At 72.6% G+C, this 23,602-nt stretch carries 17 protein-coding genes and 1 pseudogene; 16 read left to right on the top strand and 2 right to left on the bottom strand.

Annotated elements, in window-relative coordinates; all coding sequences use genetic code 11:
- Positions 1–177 precede the first annotated feature (177 nt).
- The 6 genes from ACFWJ4_RS06300 (at position 178) to ACFWJ4_RS06275 (ending at position 6,026) form a co-directional block, all read left to right on the top strand.
- Positions 178–612 (top strand): VOC family protein, encoded by a 435-nt coding sequence (locus ACFWJ4_RS06300; RefSeq protein WP_380539843.1) that lies wholly within the window; start codon positions 178–180, stop codon positions 610–612.
- Positions 609–1,568 carry a hypothetical protein gene (locus ACFWJ4_RS06295; RefSeq protein ID WP_380539841.1) on the top strand — a complete coding sequence of 320 codons (960 nt, stop codon included), beginning with the start codon at positions 609–611 and terminating at the stop codon, positions 1,566–1,568. The genes ACFWJ4_RS06300 and ACFWJ4_RS06295 overlap by 4 nt, the downstream gene beginning before the upstream one ends.
- Before the next feature lie 62 nt (positions 1,569–1,630).
- On the top strand, positions 1,631–2,674 hold the full coding sequence (locus tag ACFWJ4_RS06290) for a zinc-dependent alcohol dehydrogenase family protein (protein WP_380539838.1): 1,044 nt from the start codon (positions 1,631–1,633) through the stop codon (positions 2,672–2,674).
- A 95-nt stretch (positions 2,675–2,769) separates the two neighbouring features.
- Positions 2,770–3,513, top strand: a complete 744-nt coding sequence (locus ACFWJ4_RS06285) for a TauD/TfdA dioxygenase family protein (RefSeq protein WP_380539835.1) — start codon at positions 2,770–2,772, stop codon at positions 3,511–3,513.
- Between the two features lie 21 nt (positions 3,514–3,534).
- The gene (locus ACFWJ4_RS06280; RefSeq protein WP_380539832.1) at positions 3,535–5,091 is read left to right on the top strand and encodes an acetolactate synthase large subunit; all 1,557 of its coding nucleotides are present in this window, start codon (positions 3,535–3,537) and stop codon (positions 5,089–5,091) included.
- Between the two features lie 56 nt (positions 5,092–5,147).
- Positions 5,148–6,026, top strand: a complete 879-nt coding sequence (locus tag ACFWJ4_RS06275) for an NAD(P)-dependent oxidoreductase (RefSeq protein ID WP_380539829.1) — start codon at positions 5,148–5,150, stop codon at positions 6,024–6,026.
- A gap of 344 nt (positions 6,027–6,370) precedes the next feature.
- On the opposite strand, the gene ACFWJ4_RS06270 is transcribed toward ACFWJ4_RS06275, so the two are convergent.
- Positions 6,371–9,022 (bottom strand): hypothetical protein, encoded by a 2,652-nt coding sequence (locus tag ACFWJ4_RS06270; protein ID WP_380539826.1) that lies wholly within the window; start codon positions 9,020–9,022, stop codon positions 6,371–6,373.
- 530 nt (positions 9,023–9,552) lie between these two features.
- Here ACFWJ4_RS06270 and ACFWJ4_RS06265 point away from each other — a divergent pair.
- The 7 genes and pseudogenes from ACFWJ4_RS06265 to ACFWJ4_RS06235 form a co-directional block, all read left to right on the top strand.
- Positions 9,553–10,035, top strand: a complete 483-nt coding sequence (locus tag ACFWJ4_RS06265) for a hypothetical protein (RefSeq protein ID WP_380539823.1) — start codon at positions 9,553–9,555, stop codon at positions 10,033–10,035.
- A gap of 61 nt (positions 10,036–10,096) precedes the next feature.
- Positions 10,097–10,336 (top strand): hypothetical protein, encoded by a 240-nt coding sequence (locus ACFWJ4_RS06260; protein WP_380539820.1) that lies wholly within the window; start codon positions 10,097–10,099, stop codon positions 10,334–10,336.
- Positions 10,337–10,676: 340 nt separating this feature from the next.
- The gene (locus ACFWJ4_RS06255; protein WP_380539852.1) at positions 10,677–11,078 is read left to right on the top strand and encodes a hypothetical protein; all 402 of its coding nucleotides are present in this window, start codon (positions 10,677–10,679) and stop codon (positions 11,076–11,078) included.
- Positions 11,079–11,111: 33 nt separating this feature from the next.
- The gene (locus ACFWJ4_RS06250) at positions 11,112–11,546 is read left to right on the top strand and encodes a hypothetical protein (protein ID WP_380539817.1); all 435 of its coding nucleotides are present in this window, start codon (positions 11,112–11,114) and stop codon (positions 11,544–11,546) included.
- 595 nt (positions 11,547–12,141) lie between these two features.
- Positions 12,142–13,506 carry an alpha/beta fold hydrolase gene (locus ACFWJ4_RS06245; RefSeq protein WP_380539814.1) on the top strand — a complete coding sequence of 455 codons (1,365 nt, stop codon included), beginning with the start codon at positions 12,142–12,144 and terminating at the stop codon, positions 13,504–13,506.
- Positions 13,506–15,128, top strand: a complete 1,623-nt coding sequence (locus ACFWJ4_RS06240) for an alpha/beta fold hydrolase (protein WP_380539811.1) — start codon at positions 13,506–13,508, stop codon at positions 15,126–15,128. Before ACFWJ4_RS06245 ends, ACFWJ4_RS06240 begins: the two co-directional genes overlap by 1 nt.
- A 310-nt stretch (positions 15,129–15,438) precedes the next feature.
- Positions 15,439–15,552, top strand: a pseudogene (locus ACFWJ4_RS06235) (DUF4436 family protein); the annotation flags it as partial.
- A gap of 138 nt (positions 15,553–15,690) precedes the next feature.
- Here ACFWJ4_RS06235 and ACFWJ4_RS06230 read toward each other — a convergent pair.
- Positions 15,691–16,155: a phage tail protein gene (locus ACFWJ4_RS06230; protein ID WP_380539808.1), complete on the bottom strand. Its 465-nt coding sequence runs from the start codon at positions 16,153–16,155 to the stop codon at positions 15,691–15,693.
- Between the two features lie 853 nt (positions 16,156–17,008).
- Between ACFWJ4_RS06230 and ACFWJ4_RS06225 the strand changes: the two genes are divergently transcribed.
- The 3 genes from ACFWJ4_RS06225 (at position 17,009) to ACFWJ4_RS06215 (ending at position 23,547) form a co-directional block, all read left to right on the top strand.
- Positions 17,009–21,190 (top strand): LamG domain-containing protein, encoded by a 4,182-nt coding sequence (locus tag ACFWJ4_RS06225; protein ID WP_380539806.1) that lies wholly within the window; start codon positions 17,009–17,011, stop codon positions 21,188–21,190.
- A 101-nt stretch (positions 21,191–21,291) separates the two neighbouring features.
- Positions 21,292–22,020, top strand: a complete 729-nt coding sequence (locus ACFWJ4_RS06220; RefSeq protein WP_380539805.1) for a peptidase inhibitor family I36 protein — start codon at positions 21,292–21,294, stop codon at positions 22,018–22,020.
- 15 nt (positions 22,021–22,035) lie between these two features.
- A complete protein-coding gene (locus tag ACFWJ4_RS06215) occupies positions 22,036–23,547 on the top strand; it encodes a phosphodiester glycosidase family protein (protein ID WP_380539804.1) in 1,512 nt (503 codons plus the stop codon).
- Positions 23,548–23,602: the final 55 nt, after the last annotated feature.

The following is a 23,602-nucleotide window of genomic DNA, read 5'->3' as shown; positions in this document are numbered from 1 at the left end:
GCGGGGGGGGTCCCCCCCCGGGCGGGCGGGGGGGCCCCCCCGGGGGGCCCCCCCCCCCCGCGGGGGGGCGCGGGGGCCCCCCCCCCCCCCCCGCCGCCCCTCCCCCTCGCGTCAACACCTTCGACCGGAAAGGAAGATGCCGCAGTGGACCGTTCGAACGGCCCCCGAATTCACCATGTGGGCGTACAGACGGCGGATCTGGACAACTGCCTGGGCTGGTACCAGGAGTTCTTCGACGCCGAGCAGAAGTGGGAACTCAGCCGCTTCTCCGAGCTCACCCTCAGCCGGCTGCCCGGCATCCGCAGGCTGACCGAGATCGCCTTCGGGGACGTCCGGCTGCACCTCTTCGACCGAGCGGGCCACAACGGCCGGACGCCCGACGAGGAAGGATTCCTCTTCCAGCACGTGTGCGTCCAGATGGCCACGCCGCAGGAGCTCGTCGACCGGCGCCGGCGGTGGATCGACCTCTACGAGTCGCAGCGCTACACCTTCGCCCGTCCCGAGCTGCCGACCGAGATCGTCGTCGACGACGACGGGGTGCAGAGCCTCTACCTCTTCGACGTGAACGGCCTGGAGTACGAACTCAGCTACATACCGGACGGTCACCGATGACCGGCGTGAGCGACGGCGTCCTGATCTCCGACCCGCGCAACGGCGAGTGGGACTTCGGGGACTTCGCCTACGGCCTGGAACACCTGACGATGCCGCCGGTCGGCCCGGCAGCCGTCTCGTCCCCCGGGGGTGTCCCGGGCGCCCTGCCGCCCTGCGACCTCGACCTCGTCCTGTTCCAGCTGCGCCTCCTCGCGGACGGCGGGCCCTCGGCCGCCCCGGGCACCCGTGTGGACCCCAGCGACGACCAGCTGTTCTGGTTCCGCTGGATCACTGGGCATCAGATCACCTTTCTGATCTGGCACTTGATGGGAAAGCTGCTCGAACGGAGCGCGGAGCGGCAGACGCCGGACCGCGAGTCACTGGGCCGCCTGGAGACGTACGCCTACGGCTACTGCGCCATGCTGCTCTACACCGGGTCCTGTCCGCTCGACCTCTACCAGAGCCTGATCCGACCGCGCATGCACCTCCAGCACCGCGGCTTCAGCGGGACCTGGGCGTCGGACTTCGCCCCGGTGCGCGGCCTGTTCCGGGGACGGGGCGCGGCCCGGGGACACGGTCCGGAGGCCGACCGGCTGGCCCGTGCCGTGGAGATCCACCGGACCATCCACGACGGCATCGCCGCCCGCCTCGTGCCCGAAGGCCGGTCCCTGCTGCAGCAGACCATGAAGGAGACCGTCGTCCGCCCCTCGGAGCGCACGGCGATCCTGTACGACAACTTCTTCCTGACCCTGCGCGGGCCGGTGGACGACGACGGCATCACCAGCCAACTCCTGCGCAGGCTGCGTGCGGTGGCGTGGGACATCGCCGACCGGGGCCTCTACCCGCTGGGGCACGGGGGCGACGACCGGCCCGAGGAACTGCGCAGCGCCGAGGTGGCGCAGTGCGAGAACCGCATCGGCCACATCCTGAGCGAGGTCGGCGAGGCCGCCGCCGCCCCCGCCAAGCCGCTCCAGTAGCCGCGCGCCGGGTGATGCCGGCGAGCCGCCCGATCCGTCGCCCAACAGAGAGGACCATGCGCATGCGCGCCACTGTCATCCACGCTTCCCGCGACGTGCGGGTCGAGGAGGTCCCGGACCCGGTGATCCGGCGGCCCACCGACGCCGTGGTGCGGGTCGTCCTCTCCTGCATCTGCGGGACCGACCTGTGGGCGTACCGGGGCCTGGCCGACTTCCGGTCGGGGCAGCGCACCGGCCACGAGTCCATCGGCATCGTCGAGGAGGTCGGCGCCGAGGTCGTGGGCTGCTCCGCCGGCGACCTGGTCGTGGTGCCGTTCGTCTGGTCGGACGGCGTCTGCGACTACTGTGCCGAGGGGCTCACCACCTCGTGCGAGCAGGGCGGATTCTGGGGCACGAAGGGATCGGACGGCGGCCAGGGCGAGGCGCTCCGGGTGCCGTACGCCGACGGCACGCTCGTGCGGCTCCCCCGGGAGGCCGCGTCGGACCGGCGGTTGCTCACCGCGCTCCTGACGCTGTCCGACGTGCTGGGAACGGGCCACCACGGCGCGGTCGGCGCGGGGGTGCGACCGGGCACGACGGTGGCCGTCGTCGGCGACGGCGCGGTCGGACTCTGCGGTGTGCTCGCCGCGAAGCGTCTGGGCGCCGAGCGCATCATCGCACTCGGACGGCACCCGTCCCGCACGGACATCGCCACGCGCTTCGGCGCGACCGACATCGTCGCGGAACGCGGGGAAGCGGCGGTCGAGGCCGTGCGTGAACTCACCGGGGGCCGGGGCGTGCCCGCGGTGATCGAGGCCGTGGGGACCGCGCAGTCCCTGTGGACGGCGGTGCGGATCACCAGGGACGGTGGGTCGATCGGCTGCGTCGGCGTACCTCACGGCAGCGACACCGGCCTCGACCTGAGCGACGTGTTCGAGCGGAACATCGCGCTGCGCGGCGGCGTCGCGCCGGTGCGGACGTACATCCCCCGGCTGTTGCCCGACGTCCTCGAAGGGGTGATCGACCCGTCACCGGTCTTCGACCTGACGGTCGGACTCGACGGAGTCCCCGGCGGCTACCAGGCCATGGACGAGCGAACGTCCCTGAAGGTGCTGATCAGTTGCTGAACCGCCTTCCCCATCGACCCGCACTGACCCGCATCGACCCGCGCCGACCCGCGCCGACCCGCACCGACCCGTAGCGACGAACCATCGGAGTGATCGTGAGCAAGTGGCCCGACAGTGTTGTCTCCTGCGTTGACATGAACGGCGACGAGCTGGCCGACGGCGTGCTCGGGTACGCCTTCCGCCAACTGCTCGGCAACAACGGATACGTGCACCTCGTGAACGTTCCCGAGTCCTTCGACCACGTCGCCTTCCTCAAGGAGCTCGGGCGGTTCCAGCCCACGCCCACCGGCACGGTCGTCGGGGACGTGAAGCCCGAACGCGGCATGGACGACGTCAACCACGGCCAGAACCAGGGCGCGCTGCAGCCCCACACCGAGGGGTACGAGTTCCGCGGCACTCCGCCGCGGTACCTCGCACTGTGGTGCGTGAGGCCGGCCGAGGGACGAGGTGGCGAGACCACCCTGTTCGACGGGAACCGCGTGCTCGCGGAGTTCGACGCGAGCGAGCGGCAGCACTTCCTCGACACCGTGTACCGGTGGAGGTCCACCGAGGGCCTCGCCCGCCGAGGAGTGGTCCCCACGGCGGAGCACCCGGTCCTGGAGGAGCGCGACGGCGCACTGATCCTCCGGTACTCGACCAGCTACCTGCAGATACCCGAGGGCGACGAGCTGGCCCGCCGGCTCATCGACCGGGGAAGCGCCCTCTACGAGGAGCACCACGTCGCCGTCCGCTACCGGGAGCGGGACCTCGTGGTCTGGGACAACTGGCGGATGCTGCACTCCCGCAACGCCTTCGACGACCCGCAGCGGCACCTCAAGCGCGTACAGATCGCCGGCTGATCCCGAAGGGCGGGCACCACCATGAACGGCGCACGAGCAGTACTCGACACCCTTGTGCACGGCGGCATCGACATCTGTTTCACGAATCCCGGCACCTCCGAGATGCACCTGGTCGCGGGAATGGTGGCGACACCGGAGATCCGCAGCATCCTCTGCCTGTTCGAGGGGGTGGCGACGGGCGCCGCCGACGGGTACGGCCGGATGGCGGGACGACCCGCCTCGACGCTCCTGCACCTGGGGCCCGGTCTCGGCAACGGGCTGGCGAACCTGCACAACGCCCGCCGCGCCGGTACGCCCTTGATCAACATGGTCGGCGACCACGCGACGTACCACAAACCGTTCGACGCGCCCCTGGACTCCGACATCGAGAGCATGGCCGGGACGGTGTCGGCATGGGTGCGCAGAACCGAGCGTCCCACCGATGCCGGGCAGGACACCGCTGACGCCATCCGAGCCGCCAGGACACCGGTCGGCCCTCTCCCCGGCGGCGTCGCCACCCTCGTCCTGCCCTCCGACGTCTGCTGGTCCGAGGGGGGCCGTGCCGTGCCCGTCCTCGCCGCGCCGCCCCCGTCCTTCGACGAGGCGGCGGTGGAGCGGGTCGCCGCGATCCTGCGCGGGAAGGACGGGTGCCTCCTGCTCGTCGGGGGCGGCAACACACGACGCGCGGGACTCGCGGCGGCGAGCCGCATCGCGGCGGCGACCGGGGCCGACGTCCTGGCCGAGAAGTCCCCGGCGCGGCACGAGCGAGGAGCCGGCATCCCGCGCTTCGACCGGCTTCCCTACCCCAGGGACCTGGCGGCGGACCGGCTCAAGGGAGTGCGGCACCTCGTCCTCGCCGGAACACGCGAGCCCGTCTCGTTCTTCGCCTACCCGGGCAGGCCGAGCACCCTCGTCCCGCCGGACTGCGAGGTGCACGACCTCGGTGCGGCTCCGGGCGCCCTCGAGTACCTGGCCGACCTGCTGGCACCCGGCACCACTCCGCTCGTCAGGGACACGGGCCGGCCGGGGCTGCCCAGCGGGGAGCTGACGGCGGAGAAGGCCGCGGCCGTCATCGGCGCAATCCTGCCGGAGCGGGCCATCGTCGTCGACGAGGCCATGACCTCCGACCAGTGGCTGCCGGCCGCCACCGCCGGTGCGCCCGTGCACGACTGGCTCAACATCACCGGCGGCTCGATCGGCATGGGAATGCCGGTCGCCACGGGGGCGGCCTGCGCCTGCCCGGACCGGCCGGTCGTCAATCTGGAGGCCGACGGCAGCGCGATGTACACCCTCCAGTCGCTGTGGACGCAGTCGCGTGAGGGCCTCGACGTGACCACGGTCATCTTCAACAACGCCTCCTACGCGATCCTCGACTCCGAGTTGCGGCGGGTCGGAGCGTTCCAGGGCGCCGATGCTCGGCGGAGCCGGTCGCTCATCGACATCCCGGGACTGGACTTCGTCGCGCTGGCGAACGGCATGGGCGTACCCGCCACCCGGGCCCGCACGGCTGAGGAGTTCGCCCGTCAACTGCGGGCCGCCGTCGCGGAACCGGGCCCCCATCTCATCGATGCCGTGGTTCCGCCCGTACGGGCCTCCTGAGTCCGACCACGCCGCTCCGGCCGCCGACAACCCGCCCCGTCCGAGAAGGAAGAACGGTGCCCACCTCCATGTTCCGGCAAGTCTCCCTGCTGCCCGGTGTCTGGCCGTCCCCCGGGCTCCTCGACGCCCTCCGCCCGCTGAGCGAACGGCCGCTGCTGCAACCGGGCGAATGGCCGTCACCGGAGTCGGACCTCGGGAAGTCCTTCGCACGGACGGACGCCCTGCTGGCGGGATGGAAGGACCCGCTCGACGCCGACCACCTGCGCCGGCTTCCCGACCTGCGCTACGTGGGCCTGCGTGCCACGTCGACCGACCGCGTCGACCTGGACCACGCGCGGCGGGAGGGCATCACCGTCTCGCCCATATACGGCTACGGCGACATCGGCACGGTGGAGTTCGTGATCGAGCAGCTGCTCGTCCACACGCGCCACAACGGGGGCGTGCCCGGGGAGTTGGCGGGACGCCGGCTGGGGCTCGTGGGCTACGGTCCGGTGGCCCGGGGCGTCGGCAAGGTCGCCACGGCTCTCGGCATGGACGTGCTCTTCCACACACCCGGGCATCGCGCCACGGAGGCCGACGAGCCCCGGTGGGCGCCGCTGGCCGAGCTGCTCGGCTCTGCGGACTGCCTCTCCTTCCACTCACCCGCCTACCGCCACGTCGTCACCCTCCAGGACCTGCGCCGGGTACCGGACGCATGCCTCGTGATCCTGACGACCCTGGGGCTGCCGATGGCCGAGACCGATCTGCGCACCTGGCAGGCAGGCCGCTCCGGACCCGTGGTCCTCGACTCGTGCGCGGCCCACGCTGTCGGCGAATCCACCAGGCGGCTCCCCGGCATCGACGTACACGACCTGTACGCCGCGCGGACCACCGCATCGGTCCAGCGCGCGGAGGCCCAACTGCTCGAGAACCTCGTCGCGGCGCTCCGCCTCTGACGACCGCTGCGGGGTGCTGCGCGTCCAACGCGGCCGTGACAGGGGCGAGCCCGGCCCGTTCGCGGCCACCCCATCACCCACCTGCCGCCCGGCGAACCATCGCCACCCCCACCCGTGCGCCTGTCCGGCCGCGGCGCACTCGCCGCGACCGTCCTTCACGGGCGGCTCGCGGAGCAGACGGTTCAGCCTCCGACGCGCATGCACGTCCACCCGTGCCAGATCCGTCAGTTCCTCTGTCCGCCGCCGAGCAACAGGCCGGTACGCGCCGAACGGGATCAGCTCCCCGTGCTCGTCCTTGACGACCGGCCGGACGCCTCGGTGGCGGCCCGGGGGAGGACGACGGGTCAGACCGGGATCTGGTGGACGTACAGCAGGTGCCGGCAGATGTCGGAGAGGGTCCGGTCGTCGAGTGCCGCGTCGCAGACGACGGCGGTGGCCAGCAGGCCCTTGAAGATCTCCAGGCCCTGGTCGCGCCTGCCGAGTTCCGGTGCGTCCCAGGCGAGCGGGCGCAGGGAGTCGAACCTGCGCAGCTCGTAGGGGTGGCCGTTGACGAAGCTCTGGAGCAGTCGCCTGGGGCCGCCGGTGGAGCGGACGGCGTAGACGGCCCACTCCGTGTCGGATTCGGCGCTGAGCACCTGGAGGCGTTCGCCCAGGATCCATCCGGAGCCGTAGGTGTGGAGTGAGTCGATCAGGGCGGGTCCGGTGTCGAACACGGGAAGTCGCTTGCCGACCAGGAAGACCGTCGCGGCGCCCGTGGTGCCCCGCATGGTGGGGAAGGTGTACCAGCCGCCGGTGAAGCGCAGCGCGGGAAGGCTGTTGATCGCCGAGGCCTCGTAGACGGCGGGGTTGCCCACGGCCGTGCCGTCGTTGTGCGCGGGGCTCAGGTCGAGCAGCTGCACCACGGGCGTTCCGTCCCCGAGGGCGCGGTTCGGGTCGGCCTTCACGGATGAGACGTCGGCGCGGTAGTAGCCGATCAGGCCGTCGAGCCGTAGGACGGGATCGTCCGCGCCGGCCGCGAGCAGGGGCGGCGCGGACCGGGCGGGCGGCACGGTGTCCGTACCGATCCTGGCCGAGGCGCCCGGGGTGGCCGTGTTGACGACCAGCGGCGGGTAGGGCTTCGGCACTCCTTCGAAGAGCCCGCGCCACACCGGCCCGTCGACCGCCACCACCGCCTGCATGCCGGGGGCCAGATAGGTGTTGAACGAGCGCTCGATCTTGCACCAGCCGGCGCCACGGGAGGAGTCGCCGAGCCCCGCACCGCGGTCGCTGCTGTCCAGCCGGACCGCGGCCGTGCGGGGGCCGCCCTTGACGCCCACGCAGTCCCTGATGACCAGTTGCGTCCCCCCGACGTTGTCCTGGAGGCTGGCCCACACGTAGCTGTCGCTGGGGCCCGCGTGCTCGAAGTCGAAGCTCCAGTTGTCGAGTTGGGCGGCCCCGCACTCGAAGAGCCGCACGGCCGATACGGAGTCCTCCACACCGGTGACGAACACGTTGCGGTAGGAGGGGTTCGATCGCAGCGCCTTGAACGCGGACCGCCCGAAATAGGCGAGCTTGAGCCGGTCGCCCCGGCCCATCTGGAACCAGGAGTAGATCGCGCAGTCGGTCTGGTGGCCGAATTCGCTGTCCGTGACGTCCACCGGGTAGCTGGCGTCGAGATGGTACGCACTCAGGCCCTGCGCACCGAAGTAGACCTTCATGTCGGCGAGCGAGAACATGACCACCGATCCGAGCCCGATGGCCTGGCCGTAGTCGGAGCCCTCCTGGCCGCCGACCGCCAGGGCGGTGACCGCCATCTTCTCCGCCCTGTTGCGCTCGAACGTCTGCCTGGGCCCGATCGGCATGAACAGCCCGTACCCGGTCAGCCCGTTCGCCACGTATCGCGCGTGGAGATCGGGGACACCGTCGGCGCTCCTGTGGACCGCCTCGTCCATGGGCAGCACGCAGAAGACGCCCGCCTCGTCGGTCAGGAACGTCAGGTCGGTCACGGGGCCGTGCTCGTCCTGCTGCGCCGTGCCGGCGCCGAGGTCCTGGTAGCGCGTCACGTCGGAGAGCCGCAGCGCGCCGAACGTGAGCGGAACCGGGGTGTCCTTGTCGCCCGGGATGCGGTAGGTGCCGCCGCCCCATCCGCTGGACAGCAGGCCCAACTGGCCCATGTTGAACGGTGCGTACCAGTTGGGTGCGAAGGCGACCTCCCGCTCCCCCCAACCGTCGTTGATCACGGCCAGATCGGGCTCGACCTGGGCCAGGTCCGTCCAGGCCGTCACGGTGGACGCGTCGAGATCGATCTGCAACGAGCAGCGCAGGACGGGCTTCTCGTCGTCGAAGGGCACCCGGATCTCCCGGATCAGGCCGTCCGCCGTCCGGAAGACGAACAGCACCCGCGGCGGCACGATCCCCGGGGACACCTCCGTCTGGGCGTAGAACGGCGACGGGCGGTTGTACGCGTCGGCCAGGCCGAAGAGCGGCCGCCCCACCCAGGGCATCGCGTCGTTGCGCACCACGAAGTCGAGGGTCAGCTTTCTGACGTCGGACCAGAACGCGCCACGCCTCGGCCCGAACTGGAACGGCGAGCACGCGAAGGTGACCGTCGCGTCGCTGAACGGCTGCCCCTCGACGCCGGTGGGGACCCTCGTACGGAAGCCCCACCGCTGCCCCGCGCTCGGGGCGGCATGGGTGTCGAGCAGCCCGAAGAGATCCGCCCAGTGCCCGTCGCTGACCGGCTGCCCCAGCACCTTGCGGTCCACGCCGAATACCAGCGGGGGTGTGTACGCCACCCCCTGGAGCACGGTGGCCTCGGGCCCCTCGCCGACGAACCGCACATTGTGCCGGTCGACCATCACCGAACGGGAGAACAGGTAGGGAAGCTTGCTGCCCGGCACCAGTACGGTGCCGCCTGTCAGGAAATCCAGTGAGTCGACAGCCTTCTGAAAGGCTTCCGTGCAGTCCTCGCCCGGCACGGCGTCGAAGTCGAGGACAACGTTCACGATGGCGCTCATGACACGAGCGTAACGACCCTGCTTTGCCGGAAGTTGACAATCCATGGGACTCCCCAATAGTCATACCAGCGGACGTTTTGGGGGTCCGCCCCCCTCCGATGACCGTTTCACGAAAGACCGGCACGGCGAACGGCTGCCGGACTGCCGCCCGATGCCGTCGGCATCGCCGAGGGGCGGTGACCAGCGCGCGGGTGGTCGTGCGGTGCGCCCCGTGGAGCGTTTCGACGCGCTGAAGGCCGCTCTCCGTCACGCGAAATTCACAGTCCGGGGTCTACCCGCATAGACAGTGATGGGCCATCCTGGAGCGATGCCGGCGCTCGAAGCCCGCCCCTCGTTCCCCGGGAACGCGGGCTGTGGCGCCGCACGGATCGGTCGGCCCTCGCGCCGGAGCACTGCCGCGTCACCGCACTGCGTACGACCCCTTCGTCCGGGCCGGTTCCCCAGGCCCGGCGCCGGACCTCCCGCCCTCCTGCCGAGGCGCGGCAGGAGGGCGAGGGGTCGAGTCCGAGGCACACCATCCTCATTGGGAGATGCAGATGAAGCCACGCACCGCAGCCACCGTCGTCGCCCTGGCCCTGGCCGGCCTCGCGCTCTCGGCGCCCACGGCCGGCGCCAGCGGCACCAAGCTGTCGCAGTCGGCGGCTGCCAGTCAGCTCAGCAACGCCGGCGTCACGTGGAGCTCCAGTGGGGGCTGCACCACCAGGTCCAACTCCACCTGTACCTCGTTCGACCAGATCAACTCGGGCACGGTGAGCGCCGTCATCACCCTCAAGCAGGCCAGCGGCTGCGCCATCAACATCACGGGAGGGACCGAGGTCGGCCACGCCTCCGGCACCTACAGCCACTACAACGGCTACAAGGTCGACATCGCCCGCAGTTCCTGCATCGACAACTACATCCAGAACAGCTTCACCTACATCGGCCTTCGGGGCGACGGCTACCCGCAGTGGAAGGCCGCGTCGGGCAACCTGTACTGCAACGAGGGCAGCCACTGGGACGTCCTCATCTACTGACGCCGGCCTCGGGTGCCGGCGCCCCTCGGGGCGCCGGCACGCCGGAAGGGTGTCGGTCGGTGTGCCGACACCGCGCTCCGCCAGGTGGCTGCGCTCCGGGGCCGGCGGCCGATCCGGCCACGGCCGGGACGGCTCGAAAAGGCGCCACCGGGACGCCACCTGGAGTTACGCGCCGGGCACCGCCGGCACCCTCACGATCCCCGCCACCGGCGCGCTCACCGTCGGCGCCCACGCGGCCTGGTACCTGCACAACGACGGCTACACCCCGCTCGCCGGCCCCATCACCATCACCGTCACGTGACCCCACCCGGGGCGGCCCCGATGGCCGCCCCGCCGGGCCACCACGCAGTTTCGGCAATCGGACGACATCACCCACGCGCTGCGCCGCCCGGTCCACGGCGACCTGAGCAGGATGCTCGACGTACCGAGCAGCGTCTGGTGCTGGAACTGCTCGCCGATCAGGAACGCGCGTGGGGCGGGGACGACTTCGGCCGTCCCCGCCCCACGCGTTGCTGTTCTCCGGTCAGGCGAGCCCGGAGGCCGCCGCGCCGAGGGTGCCGCGCAGCCACTGCTCGACCTATCCGGGCGGCGAAGATATCGCGGATCTCGGTGCGGTTCCTGTGGATCGCGGGGACGAGGATGTGGGAGCGCCGGTCGTCGCCCAACTGCACGATCAGTTCGGCGAGATCGGTCTCGTAGGCGGTGATCCCGGCCTCGTCGGTGGCCTGCGCTTCGCCGACGGCTGGCTGCCGTCGCAGGTCGGCGCCGAGATCGCCCGGCGCAGCGACCTCCCCCGGGCCCCCTCCGCCTCCCCCACCCCACCGACCGCCGCCCCGCTGCACGACGCGGCCACGGCGGTGGTCCCCTTCGCCACCGTGCTGGACCCCGAGGTCGCGGACCGCGAAGACGTGCGGGCGCCACTGCCCGAAGCGCGAGAGGGCCGCGGCCCGGCCCGCCGCGGTTCCCGCCGCCGGACGGCCCTGATCGCCGCGGCCGCGCTCGTCCTCGGCGCGGGCGGCACCTTCCTGTTCCTCCACCCGTAGGACCAGGGCCAGTCGGTCGCCGACGACGACCCGGTGGCCACCGCCACCGACCCGGAAACCCCCTCCGCCTCCCCCACCCCACCGACCGCCGCCCCCGAATACACCCCCGTGTACACCGGCACCACACTCGTCTCGCCCGACCACGGCTACGAGTTCGACCTCAGGAAGGGCGCGGTCGCACCCGAGGAGTCGGCGTCCTGGTACATCACCCGGACCTCCGACGAGTTCGTCCTCGCCGACAACAACGACGCCTACCTCGGCAGGGACGACCGTCTGGGACCCGCCGACTGCCTCAAAGGCCTGGGCAACCCGTCCGCCACACCGCTCGACTTCTCCACCGTCACCGGCCGGGCCTTCTGTGTCCGCGGGGACGACGGCCGGGACCTGGCCATCGTCCGACCGCTCTCGGCCGCGCGGGGCGACGGGCCGGTCAAGGTCTCGGTCGACTACTACCGCCGGAACAACTGACGGCGGCGGCTGCCCGCCCGCGGCCCCGTCGGCGTTCTCGACCGCCGACGGGATGTGAGCAGCAGCGCCCGGGCCGGCAGCCCTGGCCGACGGTTCCACCCGGTGTCTCCCGAAGCCGTGACCACGGCCTCGCCCGGAGCGGGCACGCCGCCCGCCGCAGCCGGAGCGGCCACTGCTCCGAGTGGAGCCCACGAGTGGTGGCCGTCTCCCGGCGGCCCGAGGCTGGGCTGCGCAGTCCCCGGACCAACCGTGCGGCGGCGGCCGGCACCACGCGGCGCCGTCCGTTCCGGGGCCGTGAGAGAGACGGGACCACATGATGAGACAGGGCGACAGCCCGGGCCACCCGCCGTCCGTCCACGGGAGCGCCCGGTCCGGGCGAATACCGGCGCGACGCCGGTGGGGACGGCGAGGCTCCCGGGGCGCACGCACCGGGACAGCGCTCGCCACGGCCGGTCTGGCCGTCCTGGGGGCGGCCGGCCCGACGCCGGCCGGTGCGGTGTCACCGGCCGTCCGCGCTCCCCTGTCGGGAACCGCGGCACGGTTCGTGCCCGGCGCCTGCCCGCAGACCCCCGAGCCGGTCCCCGGGCGCTGCGGCATGCTGGAGGTCCCGGAGAACCGCGCCGACCGCACCGGACGCACCATCCGGCTGGCCGTCGCGATCATCCCGGCCGCCTCGGCGACGCCGGCCGGGGACCCGGTGGTGTTCATGGAAGGCGGGCCCGGGGGCGACGCGTTCGGGAGCATCCCCTTCCTCCTCGATTCCGGCGTGAACCGAGACCGCGAGCTGATCGTCATGGCCCAGCGCGGCACGCTCCACTCCCAGCCGGCCCTGCTCTGTCCGGAGATCGACCGGTTCACCGCGGAGTCCGTCGGGCTGCGCTACGACGCGCCGTCGACCGGGCGGCGGCTGGTACGTGCGGCAAGACAGTGCCACGACCGGCTGACGGCCGACGGCATCGATCTGGACGCCTACAACACGACCGAGAACGCCGACGACTTCGCCGATCTGCGCGAGGCGCTGGGCGTCGACCGCTGGAACGTCTACGGGTACTCGTACGGCACCGAGCTGGCCCTCACCCACCTGCGGCGGCACCCCGAGGGGATCCGCTCGGTCGCGATCGACTCGGTCGTGCCCCCGGACATCGTGAGCCTGCCGTGGACCTGGGACAGCGCCCGGGAGGGCATCGGGGCGATCCTCGCGGCGTGTGCGGCGCAGCCCGTCTGCGGGAGCCGCTACCCGGACCTCCCGGACGCGCTGACGGAGCAGGTCCGGCGCCTGGAGGCGGGTCCGCTGCGGCTGGCGGCGCGGCCGCCGTCGGGCGGCGAGCCGGTGGAGGTCGTCCTCGACGGGGGCGCCCTGGTGAACCTGCTGGTCGCCAACTCCGTGAAGGCCGTCGACGTCCCCGCGGCGCTCGACGAGCTCGCCGACGGGAATCCGGAGCGCTTCGCACGGGCCCAGGCCGCGGGCGCGAAGACCCCCGTCGGCGAGATCGGCCACGGCCTGACCCAGTCGGTGGCCTGCGGCGAGTGGGTGCCGGGGTATGCGCGCTCCGACGTGCTGGAGGCCGGCCGCGAGGCCTTCCCCGGCTGGCCGGGCCGGGTGCTGGCGCAGGCACCGCAGCTGCCCTTCGAGTACGGCGTGTGCCGGGCCTGGGACGTCCCGGACCGCACCGACGTCCAGCGGGTGGCCACCGTCAGCGACGTGCCCGCGCTCGTCCTCTCCGGCACCTTCGACGCCAAGTCCGGGGCGGTCTGGGGCGCGTACGCGGCCCGGACGCTGTCCCGCTCGACCACCGTGCGGATCCCCGGGATCGGCCACTGGGTGGTACCCCAGTCCCCTTGCGCGCAGAGCGTCCTGGCCTCCTTCCTGGCGGATCCGACCGCGCCGCCGGACACCGCTTGCGTGGCCGGGCTCGCCCCCGAACCGTTCACCATCACCCCCGGCCCGGAGTCCGCATGATGTCCATCCGCCCAGCCCGGCACCGGCGCACCGCGCGACGGCCGCTGACCACCCTGGCCGGGGCCACCGCCGCCGTCCTCGTCCAAAGCCTCGTCACCGGTCTCCTCACCGGCCTCGCCACCGGCCTGGCCGCGGCGCCCGCCCGGGCGGCGTCCGGCGCCGGGGAGCCCCTCGGCACCGTCGCCCGGACGGCGGGCCACGCCCGCTACGCGCCGGGCCCCTGCCCGAGGACCGCCGACCCGTCCCCCGCGCTGACGGGGGCCCGCTGCGGAACGCTCACCGTGCCCGAGGACCGGGACGACCCCGGGGGACGGAAGATCACCCTCGGCGTCGCGATCGTGCCGGCCACCCACCGGAAGGCCGACGACCCCATCGTGTGGCTCGCCGGCGGGCCCGGCGACGACGCGGTCTCCGAGATCCCCCTGGCGCTCAACGGCGACCTGAACCGCGACCGGGACGTGATCTTCATGTCCCAGCGCGGGACCTACTCGGCCGACCCGGCGCTCACCTGCCCGAACATCGACGAGTTCAACGCGAGCGCCCTCGACCTCGTCCACGACGCGCGCTCCACCGGGCGCCTGCACGTCCGGGCGACGCGGGCCTGCCGCGACGAACTGGAGGGCCGCGGGGCCGAGCTCGGCGCCTACAACAGCACCGAGAGCGCCGCCGACTACGCGGACCTGCGCAGGGCGCTGGGTGTCGAGCGGTGGAACGTCTTCGGCATCTCGTACGGCACCGACCTGGCCCTCACCTACCTGCGCCTGCACCCGCAGGGCATCCGCTCGGTCGGCATCGACGGCGTGCTGCCGCCGTCCCTGGCGGGCGGGGCCGTGACGTGGAAGGCGGCACGCGAGGGCTTCGACGGCCTGTTCGGGGCCTGCGCGCGGCAGCCCGCCTGCGCCGACCGCTACCCGGACCTGAAGGACACCTTCGAGCACCTCGTCGGTGAGCTCGAAGCCGACCCGGTCACCACCACCGTCACCGTCCCGGGCCACCCGGAGCCGGTCGAGGTCGTACTGGACGGCGGGGTCCTGGTGAACTGGCTGGTCTCCGCCACCCATCTGGCGGCCGGAGTGCCCCGCTCCATCGACGAGTTGGCCCACGGCGACCCCCGGCGGATCGCCGAGCAGTGGGCGGGCGGCAAGCTCAGCCCGCAGGCCGTCGGCAGAGTCTCCCACGGGCTCGCCTACGGCGTCTTCTGCAGCGAGTGGACGCCGTTCGAGAGCCGGGCCGACGTGATGCGGGCGGGGCACCGCGCCTTCCCGTCCTTCCCCCGGTCGGTGGTGGCCAATGCCCCGCTGCTCGCCTTCCTCCACGCGGACTGCCGTGCCTGGGACGTTCCCGCCGCGCCGGACTCGATCCGGGACGTGACGGACAGCGACATCCCGACCCTCGTGCTCTCCGGCGGGTTCGACTCCCAGACCGCACCGAGCAGCGGGCCGTACGCCGCCCGCACGCTCAGCCGCTCCACGGAGGTGACGGTCCCCTACGTCGCCCACGTGGTCTTCGCCGACTCGCCGTGCGCCCAGTCGATCACACGGTCGTTCTTCGACACCCCGACCGCACCGGACACCGGCTGCCTCGCGGGTCTCGAGCCGCCCGCGTTCGAGATCGCGCCGTAGGGCCTTCCGGTCCCCGTCGTGAGCGCCCTCGCCAGGCTGCGCGGCAACCGCTTCGCCCTCGCCGTCCTGCTGCTGGCCCTCGCCTGCGGGACGGGTGTCGCGCTCTACCTCGACGAGCGCGACACCCGGCAGCGGAGCCAGGCACTCGCGGTGCCGAGCGCCCCCGACTGGGTCGAACTGAACGTCGCGTCCCAGGACTTCGACCCCGGGGGCGCGCAGCTGACGCTCTTCGTCGTGGCCCTTCCGCACGGCGGCCTGGCCCAGGGGCCCGGCTCGTGGCGGCGCGGAAGTGGTGTACCGCGGCCAGGGCATGGTGTGGCCCGCCCTCGGCTGGATGGCGGCGACCCTGTTCGCGCTGGTCGGCATGCGCAACGCCGCGCCGGGCGGGCCGCCGATCGGCTCGCTGATCGACTACATCGCGTTCTTCTGGGCCGAGGCGATCATCGCGACCAGCCTGACCGCCGCCGTGATCGCCGGCACTCGCGTCGAACGCCGAAAGCGCGCCCAGGCGGCACAGGCCCCCGGGCCGAACCGGGCGACCCCTGACCCACAGGTGCCGCCGTCAGTACCCGTTCTTGACGACGAAGTACGAGCCGCGGATGGTCCCGGCGAGCTTCGACTTCTGCCGGGCGAACTTGAACCGGGAGGCGAGCTCCTCCGGGACCTCCATCCCCTCCGAGAGCTTGAACCCGACCGCCCGCTTCTTGGCGTCGTCGACGGTGTACATCACGTTGACCGACAGCCCGCTCTCGTAGAAGACATAGGCCATGCGGATGTCCTCGACCCGGAAGGCCGTGGCCTCCAGCGGTCGGGACGAGATGACGATGTCGCGCTCCTCCTTCAGGATCCGGTGCACCCAGTCGACGGCCTCCCGGGCGTCGCCGGCCGGCTCCACCGTGAAGACGTGGCCGTACTTGTTCCTGAAATAGCGGGCCTCGTTCGCCCGCAGACCGGCCAGCGCCTCCGCGACCGGCGACCACTCCAGACCGACGGTCGAGACGCTGTCGAAATCCACGGTGTACGTCATGACGGCTTCCTTCCTCCTCGACGTCGGTGGACGGCGGACGCCCCGGGAATACAGGAGTTCTGCGTTCCCACCATCCGGTCGTGAGCTCCCCGGCGGGCGCCGCACCACCCCGTACGGTGCCACACCGCACCGTACGATCCCGGTCGGCGCGCGCACGGCGAGAAACGCATCCTGATCAATTCCCTGAAATCCTCTCGACTTGCGTCCCGTCGGCAGTGATTTGAACATCGTATACGAACCTATATGCCGGACAGGAGAGCCGGTCCGGGCACCCGGATCCCCCTGTCGAACCCTCCGATCTCCCCTCGGTGTCTCCAATTCCTTGCCTTTCCGACTTGAACAACAGCAGGTCAGAGCCGTGAGACGGTCGTGAGACAGACGCCCGGACAGGTCGCCCCGGCCTGCCGACCGCCCGCGCCCCCTACAGTTCTGCCCTGGCGCCGAGGAAACGGCCTTCACGGGGCGCACACGACGGCGCGCTCGGGACATCGAGTGCGGACCCGATGCCCGACCAGGTCGGATGTCTCCGATTCCGGCCGCGTCCCCATCGGTTTCACCCGTTCCGTGGACCTCCCCGCAGGCCCGATTCGGTGCCGCCATTTCACAATGTCGGTCGATCTCGAATTGGTTAACAGTGCAAAGAAAAAGGTGGAGGCGATTCGCCCAGGGCTGGTTCGCCGCCGCGCTGACCGTGGGGGCGTTGCTCGGGGCGGGGGTCGTTCCGGCGACCGCCGCGGGCGGCGCGGGTGCCGTGGGAACCGGGCCCGGTCAGGGGGCGACAGCGGCCGGTGCGGTTTCCGCCGAGGGGCCGGAGGGCCTCGCGGTCGCCGAGGCACGGCGGACGGGCAAGCCGGTGGACGTCGCGCAGAAGCGGAGCGAGTCCAGTGACACGGTCGCGCAGCCGGACGGACAGCTGGTGACGACGACATACGTCCAGCCGCACTGGGTGCGCCGGGGCGGTACCTGGGTGGACATCGACCCGACCCTCACCGAGCGGCCGGGCGGCGTGGTGGCGGCCAAGGCGGCGACGGCCGAGGTGGAGTTCTCGGGCGGCGGCAGCGGCCGTCCGCTGGTGCGGATGGCCTCCGCGGGCCGGGAGCTGAAGCTCAGCTGGCCCAAGCCGCTGCCCAAGCCCGACCTGAAGGGCAGTACGGCCGAGTACCACTCGGTCCTGCCGGACGTGGACCTGCGGCTGACCGCGACCCGGACCGGGTTCACCCAGGTCCTCGTGGTGCACACCCCGCAGGCCGCGAAGAACCCCGAGCTCGGGCGGCTCCGGCTCGGCCTCCAGGGCGACGGCCTGACGGTCGCCCAGGCCGCGGACGGCTCGATGACGGCCGTCGACAAGGGCGCCGGCGGCACGGTCTTCGAGGCCCCGACCCCGGTGATGTGGGACTCCGCCACCAAGGCGGCGCCGGTCGCCGAGCCCGCGCAGACCTCCCGCCCGCAGGAGCGATCGCTCGCGGCGCAGGCACCCGCCGCCCAGGCACCCGCGGCCCAAGCGCCCGCGGCCCAAGCGCCCGAGGCCCCGTCCCTGGCCGCCCCCGGCGAAGGGGCGACGGTGGCCCGGATCGGCGTGGAGCTGCCGAAGACGCAGGACGGGATGGTCCTCACCCCGGACCGGTCCATGCTGGACGACCCGGGCACGGTCTACCCGGTCATGATCGACCCGGCCTGGAGCACGCCGCACGCCGGCGACTGGGCGGGCGTCTCGCAGTACTGGCACTCGCAGTCGTACTGGCACTTCACCTACAACGGCAAGTACGTCGGCGACTGGGGCGTCGGGTACTGCGGTGACACCTCGCGCTGTCAGCCGCGTGACGTGAAGCGGGCGTTCTTCCAGGTGCCGACCAGCCAGTTCGCCGGGAAGCACATCCTCAGCGCCGAGTTCGTCGCCAACGAGAGCTGGTCCTTCGACTGCACCCACCAGACGCCGGTCGAGCTCTGGAACACCGGCTACATCAGCTCGGGCCTCACCTGGGACAGCCAGAACGGCAGCGGGTTCTGGAACCGCTACCTGCAGACCATCTGGACGGCCAAGGGCTGGAGCGGTGACTGCCCGGCCGGCCAGCTGGAGTTCGGCGGCGACTCGGGCCCGGTCCGCGACCTGGTCCAGGACGCGGCCAACTGGGGCTGGTCGTCCACCACCTTCGGGCTGCGGGCCCGCGACGAGAGCGACCTCTACGGCTGGAAGAAGTTCACCGACGACGCCGCGCTGCGGGTCCGCTACAACGTGCCTCCGCGCCAGACCCCGATGAGCGACCTGACCATGTCGCCCGGCATGTGCGTGTCCACCGGGGTCAAGCTCAACAAGTGGCCCCAGCTCACCGCGAAGGCCGGTGACCCGGACGGCGAGGCGGTCGGCCTCCAGTTCGCCGCCGCCTGGGACGACGGCACCACCGGTTTCCGGCGCCGCTGGTGGTCCACCGGCGCGGAGGGCACCGCGCCCGGCTCCGACACCTTCAAGGCCTCCGGCTCGGCCTTCTCGATCACCCTGCCCGCGCTGCCGGCGCCCGCGAAGGGCCAGTACGGCTGGGAGGTGCGGGCCTGGGACGGCGCCGAGTGGGGGCCGTGGTCCTCGGACGGCGACCCGACCGACTGCTACTTCTCCGTCGACACCACCGCGCCCGACGGCCCCGCCATCACGTCCTCGTCCTACCCGGGCTCCTCGGACGCCACCGCCGCCCTGCCCTGGACCGACGGCGTCGGCCGCTACGGAAGCTTCACCGTCAGGTCGAAGGCCACCGACGTGGCCAAGTACCAGTGGGTGGTGGACGGCACGGCCCTGACCAACGAGGTGGCCGTCAGCGGCGGCGCGGCCGCCACGGTGAACCTTCTGCCGGAGAAACCCGGCCTGCACACCCTCACCGCCCGCGCGATCGACGGCTCGGGCAACGCCTCGCAGCCCGAGACGTACTACTTCAACGTCCTGGCCGGCCAGCCGCAGCGCGCCGGGTGGTCCATGGACGACGCCTCCGGCACCAGGCTGACCGGCACGGGCGGCGGGTCCGACGCCGCGCTGGGCTCCGGCGCGAGCCCGCAGTCCCCCGGGCACCTGGGCGACGCCCTGGCCTTCGACGCCACGGCCAACGGCTACGCGAGCACCCAGGGCGCGGTGCTCGACACCGCCAGGAGCTTCACCGTCTCGGCCTGGGTGAAGCTCGCCAACGCCGACCGCAACCGCTCGGCGGTCTCGCAGTCCGGGTCGTACATGCCCGGCTTCAGCCTCGGCGTGCGCAACGGCGGCTGGGCCTTCGAGACGGTCAGCACGGACGACGTCGGCTACGGCTACCAACTGGCCGGCGCCACCGGTCCGGCGGCGCTGAACCAGTGGACGCACCTGACCGGCGTGTACGACGCCGCGGCCAGGACCGTGATGCTGTACGTCAACGGCGTGCCGGCCGGTGCGCCGGTGGCCGCCCCGGCCTCCTGGTCGGCCCGGGGGTCGCTGGAGCTCGGCCGGATGCGCTACCGCGGCGGCTACAACGACCCGTGGTCGGGCGCGCTGGACGAGGTGAAGGTGTGGGACCGCGCGCTGTCCGCGAGCGAGGCCACCGACGTGGCGGCCGACCGGCAGCTCGCCACCGGCCTCCCGGCCAAGGCGGTCTGGCACCTCGACGGCAACGCCCGCACCGCACCCGGCGCGTCGGAGTCCGACGACCTCACGGTCTCCGGCGCGGCGCAGCTCGGCATCCCCGGCGTCGCCGACAAGGCGATCCGCCTGGACGGCACCAGCGGCTACGCCCGCACCGCGCGGCCGGTGGTCGACGGGACGAGGAGCTTCTCCGTCTCCAGCTGGGTGCGACTGCCCAAGCTCGCCGACGGCGACACCGCCGCGCGCGTGGTGCTCGACCAGATCGGGGCCCACAACAACGAGTTCTCGCTCTACTACTCGGCCTACAGCAAGAAGTGGATCTTCGGGCGCTACAAGGAGGACAGCGCCGCCGACACCCTGGTGCGCGCCGTCCAGCCGGTCTGCACGGGGCCGGTCAACGGCATCCCCTGCTTCGGCCCGAACGAGGGCCAGTGGACGCACCTGCTCGGCGTCTCCGACGCCACCGCGCAGAAGCTGCGCCTGTACATCAACGGGACGCTGGTCGGTGAGACGGACTACGTCCAGACCACGCCCTGGCCCGCCCCCGGCCCGGTGCAGATCGGCGCCATCAGCCGGGAAGGCAGGAACGGCGACTTCTTCGACGGCGACATCGACGACGTCCGCCTCTACGACCGGGTGGTGACCGCCACCGAGGCCGCCGACCTGGTCAAGCAGCGCCCACAGCTGGTGGGCCGCTGGCGACTCGACACCGCGGCCGGCTCTCCGCTCGTCTCGCCGGACGAGAACAGCACCGCCTCCGGAGCGCAGTTCGGCGACGGCGCGAGGACCAACCCGGGCGGCGGGCTCCTCCTCACGCCCGGCACACTCCAGCTGGACGGCGTCAAGGGCTACGCGCAGAGCGCCACCACCCCGCTGCACGCCGACCAGAGCTTCACCCTCGCCGCGTGGGCGGACACCGCCGGCGTCCCGACCCGGGACATGACGGTGCTCTCCCAGGCGGGCGCCAACGGCGACGCGGTCACCCTGCGCTGGCACTACCTGAAGGACGATCCGGCCACCGGCGCCCACCTGGGCGAGTGGCAGGCCGAGGTGAACACCGGCGACGGCGCCACCACCGGCCGCACCGTGGTCGCCCACTCCCCCGCCACGAGCGTGCTGGAGAACTGGACCCACCTCGCGGTGACGTACGACGCCCTGGCGGGACAGCTGTCGCTGTACGTCAACGGGCAGCCGGAGAACCAGCTCTGCACCAGCGGCGACTCCTGTGTCTCGCGGACCTCGTGGGGCCCGGCCAGGCGGCCCTTCGACGCGGGCCCGGGCCTGCAGTTCGGGCGGGCCAGGACGGGTGCCGGCACCTGGGGCGAGTACTTCTCCGGCGAGCTGGACGACGTCTGGTCCTACCAGGGGATCCTGAGTGCGGCTCAGATCGCCAGGCTCGCGGACTACAACACCGAGATCCCGACGACCACCGGTCCCTGACCGGTCCGGGAGCCCGGGCCGGGCGGCCGCACGGCCGCCCGGCCCGCGCCCTGCGTTCCACCGTGTTCCGACCACCGCTTCACCGAAAGGGGAACTCCGCCGTGAGGCAACACCTTCCGCGCGCCGTCATGGGCATCCTGCTCGTGGCGCTCGTGATCGCCTTCCTGCCCGGCACCCGGGCCACCGCCGCGAGCTGGACCAGCCACTGCGCCGTCGGCGGCTTCTGCCTCTACGACCAGAACGGCGGCCAGGGCGCCGAGCTCGCCAACGACCCCCGGGTCCCCGTCCAGGGCGTCGACCCCGCCTGGAACGACCGGGCCCGCTCGGTGGACAACCAGTCCGCCTACTGGGCCTGCCTCTACGCCGACAGCGCCTACGGCGGCACCCTCCAGGCCGTCCGGCCCGGCGGCCAGGCCGACCTCGCCGACCTCGGCACCCACCTGGACGGCAAGGTCACCTCCGTCAAGGGCGCCAAGTCCAAGGCCGGCTGCTTCACCGGCTACGAGCGCTGCGAGACCGGCCGGCTCTGCCTGTTCGCGGAGGAGGGCGGCCGCGGCGCGATGACCTCCCTCACGGAGGACGAGGTCCGCGACTACGGCGCCGAGTGGAACGACCGCACGGTCTCCGTCTTCAACCACACCGCCAAGCACGCCTGCTTCTACCCGGACAACGGGCTCACCGGCTCCTGGACCGCCAACGGCTCCACCTACCGGGCCTTCGTCGTCCTCAGCGGCGACAGCACCTTCGTCCCCGCGCCCTACGCCGGCACGCTCAGCTCCGACCGTCTGGTCGTCGCCGCCAACGGCCGCCCCGCCACCGACTTCTGCTGAACCGGGAGCCCCCTCATGAAGCACACCCTCGTCCGGCGGGCCGCCGCGATCCGGACCGCCACCGCCCTCGGCCTGGCGGCCTCCGTCCTCGCCGTCCCCGGCAGCGGCCTGGCCGGCGCGGCGACCGGCGACACCAACCCGGGCGACATCGTCCTGGGCGCCATCACCCTCGCCCAGGCCGCGGCCACCACGCCCTTCCCCGGGATCACCCGCACCGTCTACCAGGACGCCGACCGCACGTGGACGGTCAACGTCATGGACATCGACCCGAACCGGGCCCCGATCACCTTCGACGGCTCGATCGGGCAGGGCATGTACACCACGCAGACCGTCCAGGAGATGCTGGAGCAGACCACCGGCGTGACCAGCCGTCGCCCCTACCTCGGGGTCAACGGCGGCTACTTCGACGACGGCGTGGTCCTGGACCAGACCGACCGGATCTACCTCGGCGACCTCGGCGGCACCTCGATGCGGAACGGGCGGCTGCTCAGCGAGGCCGGTGGAGGCCGCTACGCCTACGACCCCGTCACCGGCAAGGCCGTCGGGCTGCGCCCCGCCAACTCCGTGCTGATGCTGCAGAACGGCCGCCCGTACATCACCGAGCTCGGCACCGCGCTCACCGTGCGGCTCTCCGACGACGCCACCGTCAGCCGCAAGGTCGACGGCGTCAACCGGCTCCCCGGCCGGGCCGGCCACTGCCTGCGCAACACCGACCCCGCCAACACGGACGTGACGGTCGCCGACGGCGTCTGCTTCGACCCGTCGGAGATCGTCGAGTTCACCCCCGAGTTCGGGGCGAGGACGCCGGCCGCCGACCTGCTCAAGCAGACCGCCACCACCACGGACGACGACCCGGGCGTCGAGGTGCTGTTCAACGCGGCGGGCGTCGCCACCGCCTGCTTCCGCCCCGGCGCCACCGCCGGCGGCATCGTCTCCGACGCCCCACGCGGCGGTCACGACGTGCCGCCCGGCGGACGGGCCCTGGAGGGCACCGGCGACGGCGCGGCCTGGCTCTGGGACAACGCCTGCGCCGGCAAGCCGGTCACCCTGCACACGGTGATCACCGACACCCGCTTCGGCGACACCGTCGCCGACACCTGGTTCGGCCGCGCCCCGGCCGGCGCCGTCGAGCGGCCGATCGACCCGGCGATGTACGCCACCCCCGTCGGCGACGTCCTGATCCGCGACGCCTCGGTCGTCTACCAGGTGCCCGGTGACACCGCACGGGCCTGGCGCACCGCCGGCGGCGCGGACGGCTTCGGCCACCTCTTCTTCGTCACCGTCGAGGGACAGAAGGGCGGCCCCGCGCCCCTCGCCGCCGGGGCCACCCGCAGCGAGCTCGCCCAGCTGCTCAAGGCGCTCAACCTGGTCGACGCCGTCAACATGGACGGCGGCGGCTCGACCACCCTCAACCTGCGCGACCAGAACGGCAGCGAACCGCCCGTCACCACCACCACGGACTCCGCGCCGCGTCACGTCGCCGACACCGTGTACGCCGCGGTCGGCGGCTACGGCCTCGCCAAGTAGGCCCGCACCCCGGCCCGCCCCGGCCCTCTCGTCGGCCCTGCCCTCTCGTCGGCCC

This window comes from Kitasatospora sp. NPDC127067, assembly GCF_042724755.1.
Classification (GTDB): Bacteria; Actinomycetota; Actinomycetes; order Streptomycetales; family Streptomycetaceae; genus Kitasatospora; species Kitasatospora lactacystinica.
This window is presented reverse-complemented; position numbering and strand designations above follow the sequence as displayed.

Coding starts and splice junctions, on each gene's coding strand:
- ACFWJ4_RS06295 (WP_380539841.1), top strand. CDS start 609: ATGACCGGCGTGAGCGACGGCGTCCTGATCTCCGACCCGCGCAACGGC.
- ACFWJ4_RS06290 (WP_380539838.1), top strand. CDS start 1,631: ATGCGCGCCACTGTCATCCACGCTTCCCGCGACGTGCGGGTCGAGGAG.
- ACFWJ4_RS06280 (WP_380539832.1), top strand. CDS start 3,535: ATGAACGGCGCACGAGCAGTACTCGACACCCTTGTGCACGGCGGCATC.
- ACFWJ4_RS06270 (WP_380539826.1), bottom strand. CDS start 9,022: ATGAGCGCCATCGTGAACGTTGTCCTCGACTTCGACGCCGTGCCGGGC.
- ACFWJ4_RS06265 (WP_380539823.1), top strand. CDS start 9,553: ATGCAGATGAAGCCACGCACCGCAGCCACCGTCGTCGCCCTGGCCCTG.
- ACFWJ4_RS06245 (WP_380539814.1), top strand. CDS start 12,142: ATGCTGGAGGTCCCGGAGAACCGCGCCGACCGCACCGGACGCACCATC.
- ACFWJ4_RS06240 (WP_380539811.1), top strand. CDS start 13,506: ATGTCCATCCGCCCAGCCCGGCACCGGCGCACCGCGCGACGGCCGCTG.
- ACFWJ4_RS06230 (WP_380539808.1), bottom strand. CDS start 16,155: ATGACGTACACCGTGGATTTCGACAGCGTCTCGACCGTCGGTCTGGAG.
- ACFWJ4_RS06215 (WP_380539804.1), top strand. CDS start 22,036: ATGAAGCACACCCTCGTCCGGCGGGCCGCCGCGATCCGGACCGCCACC.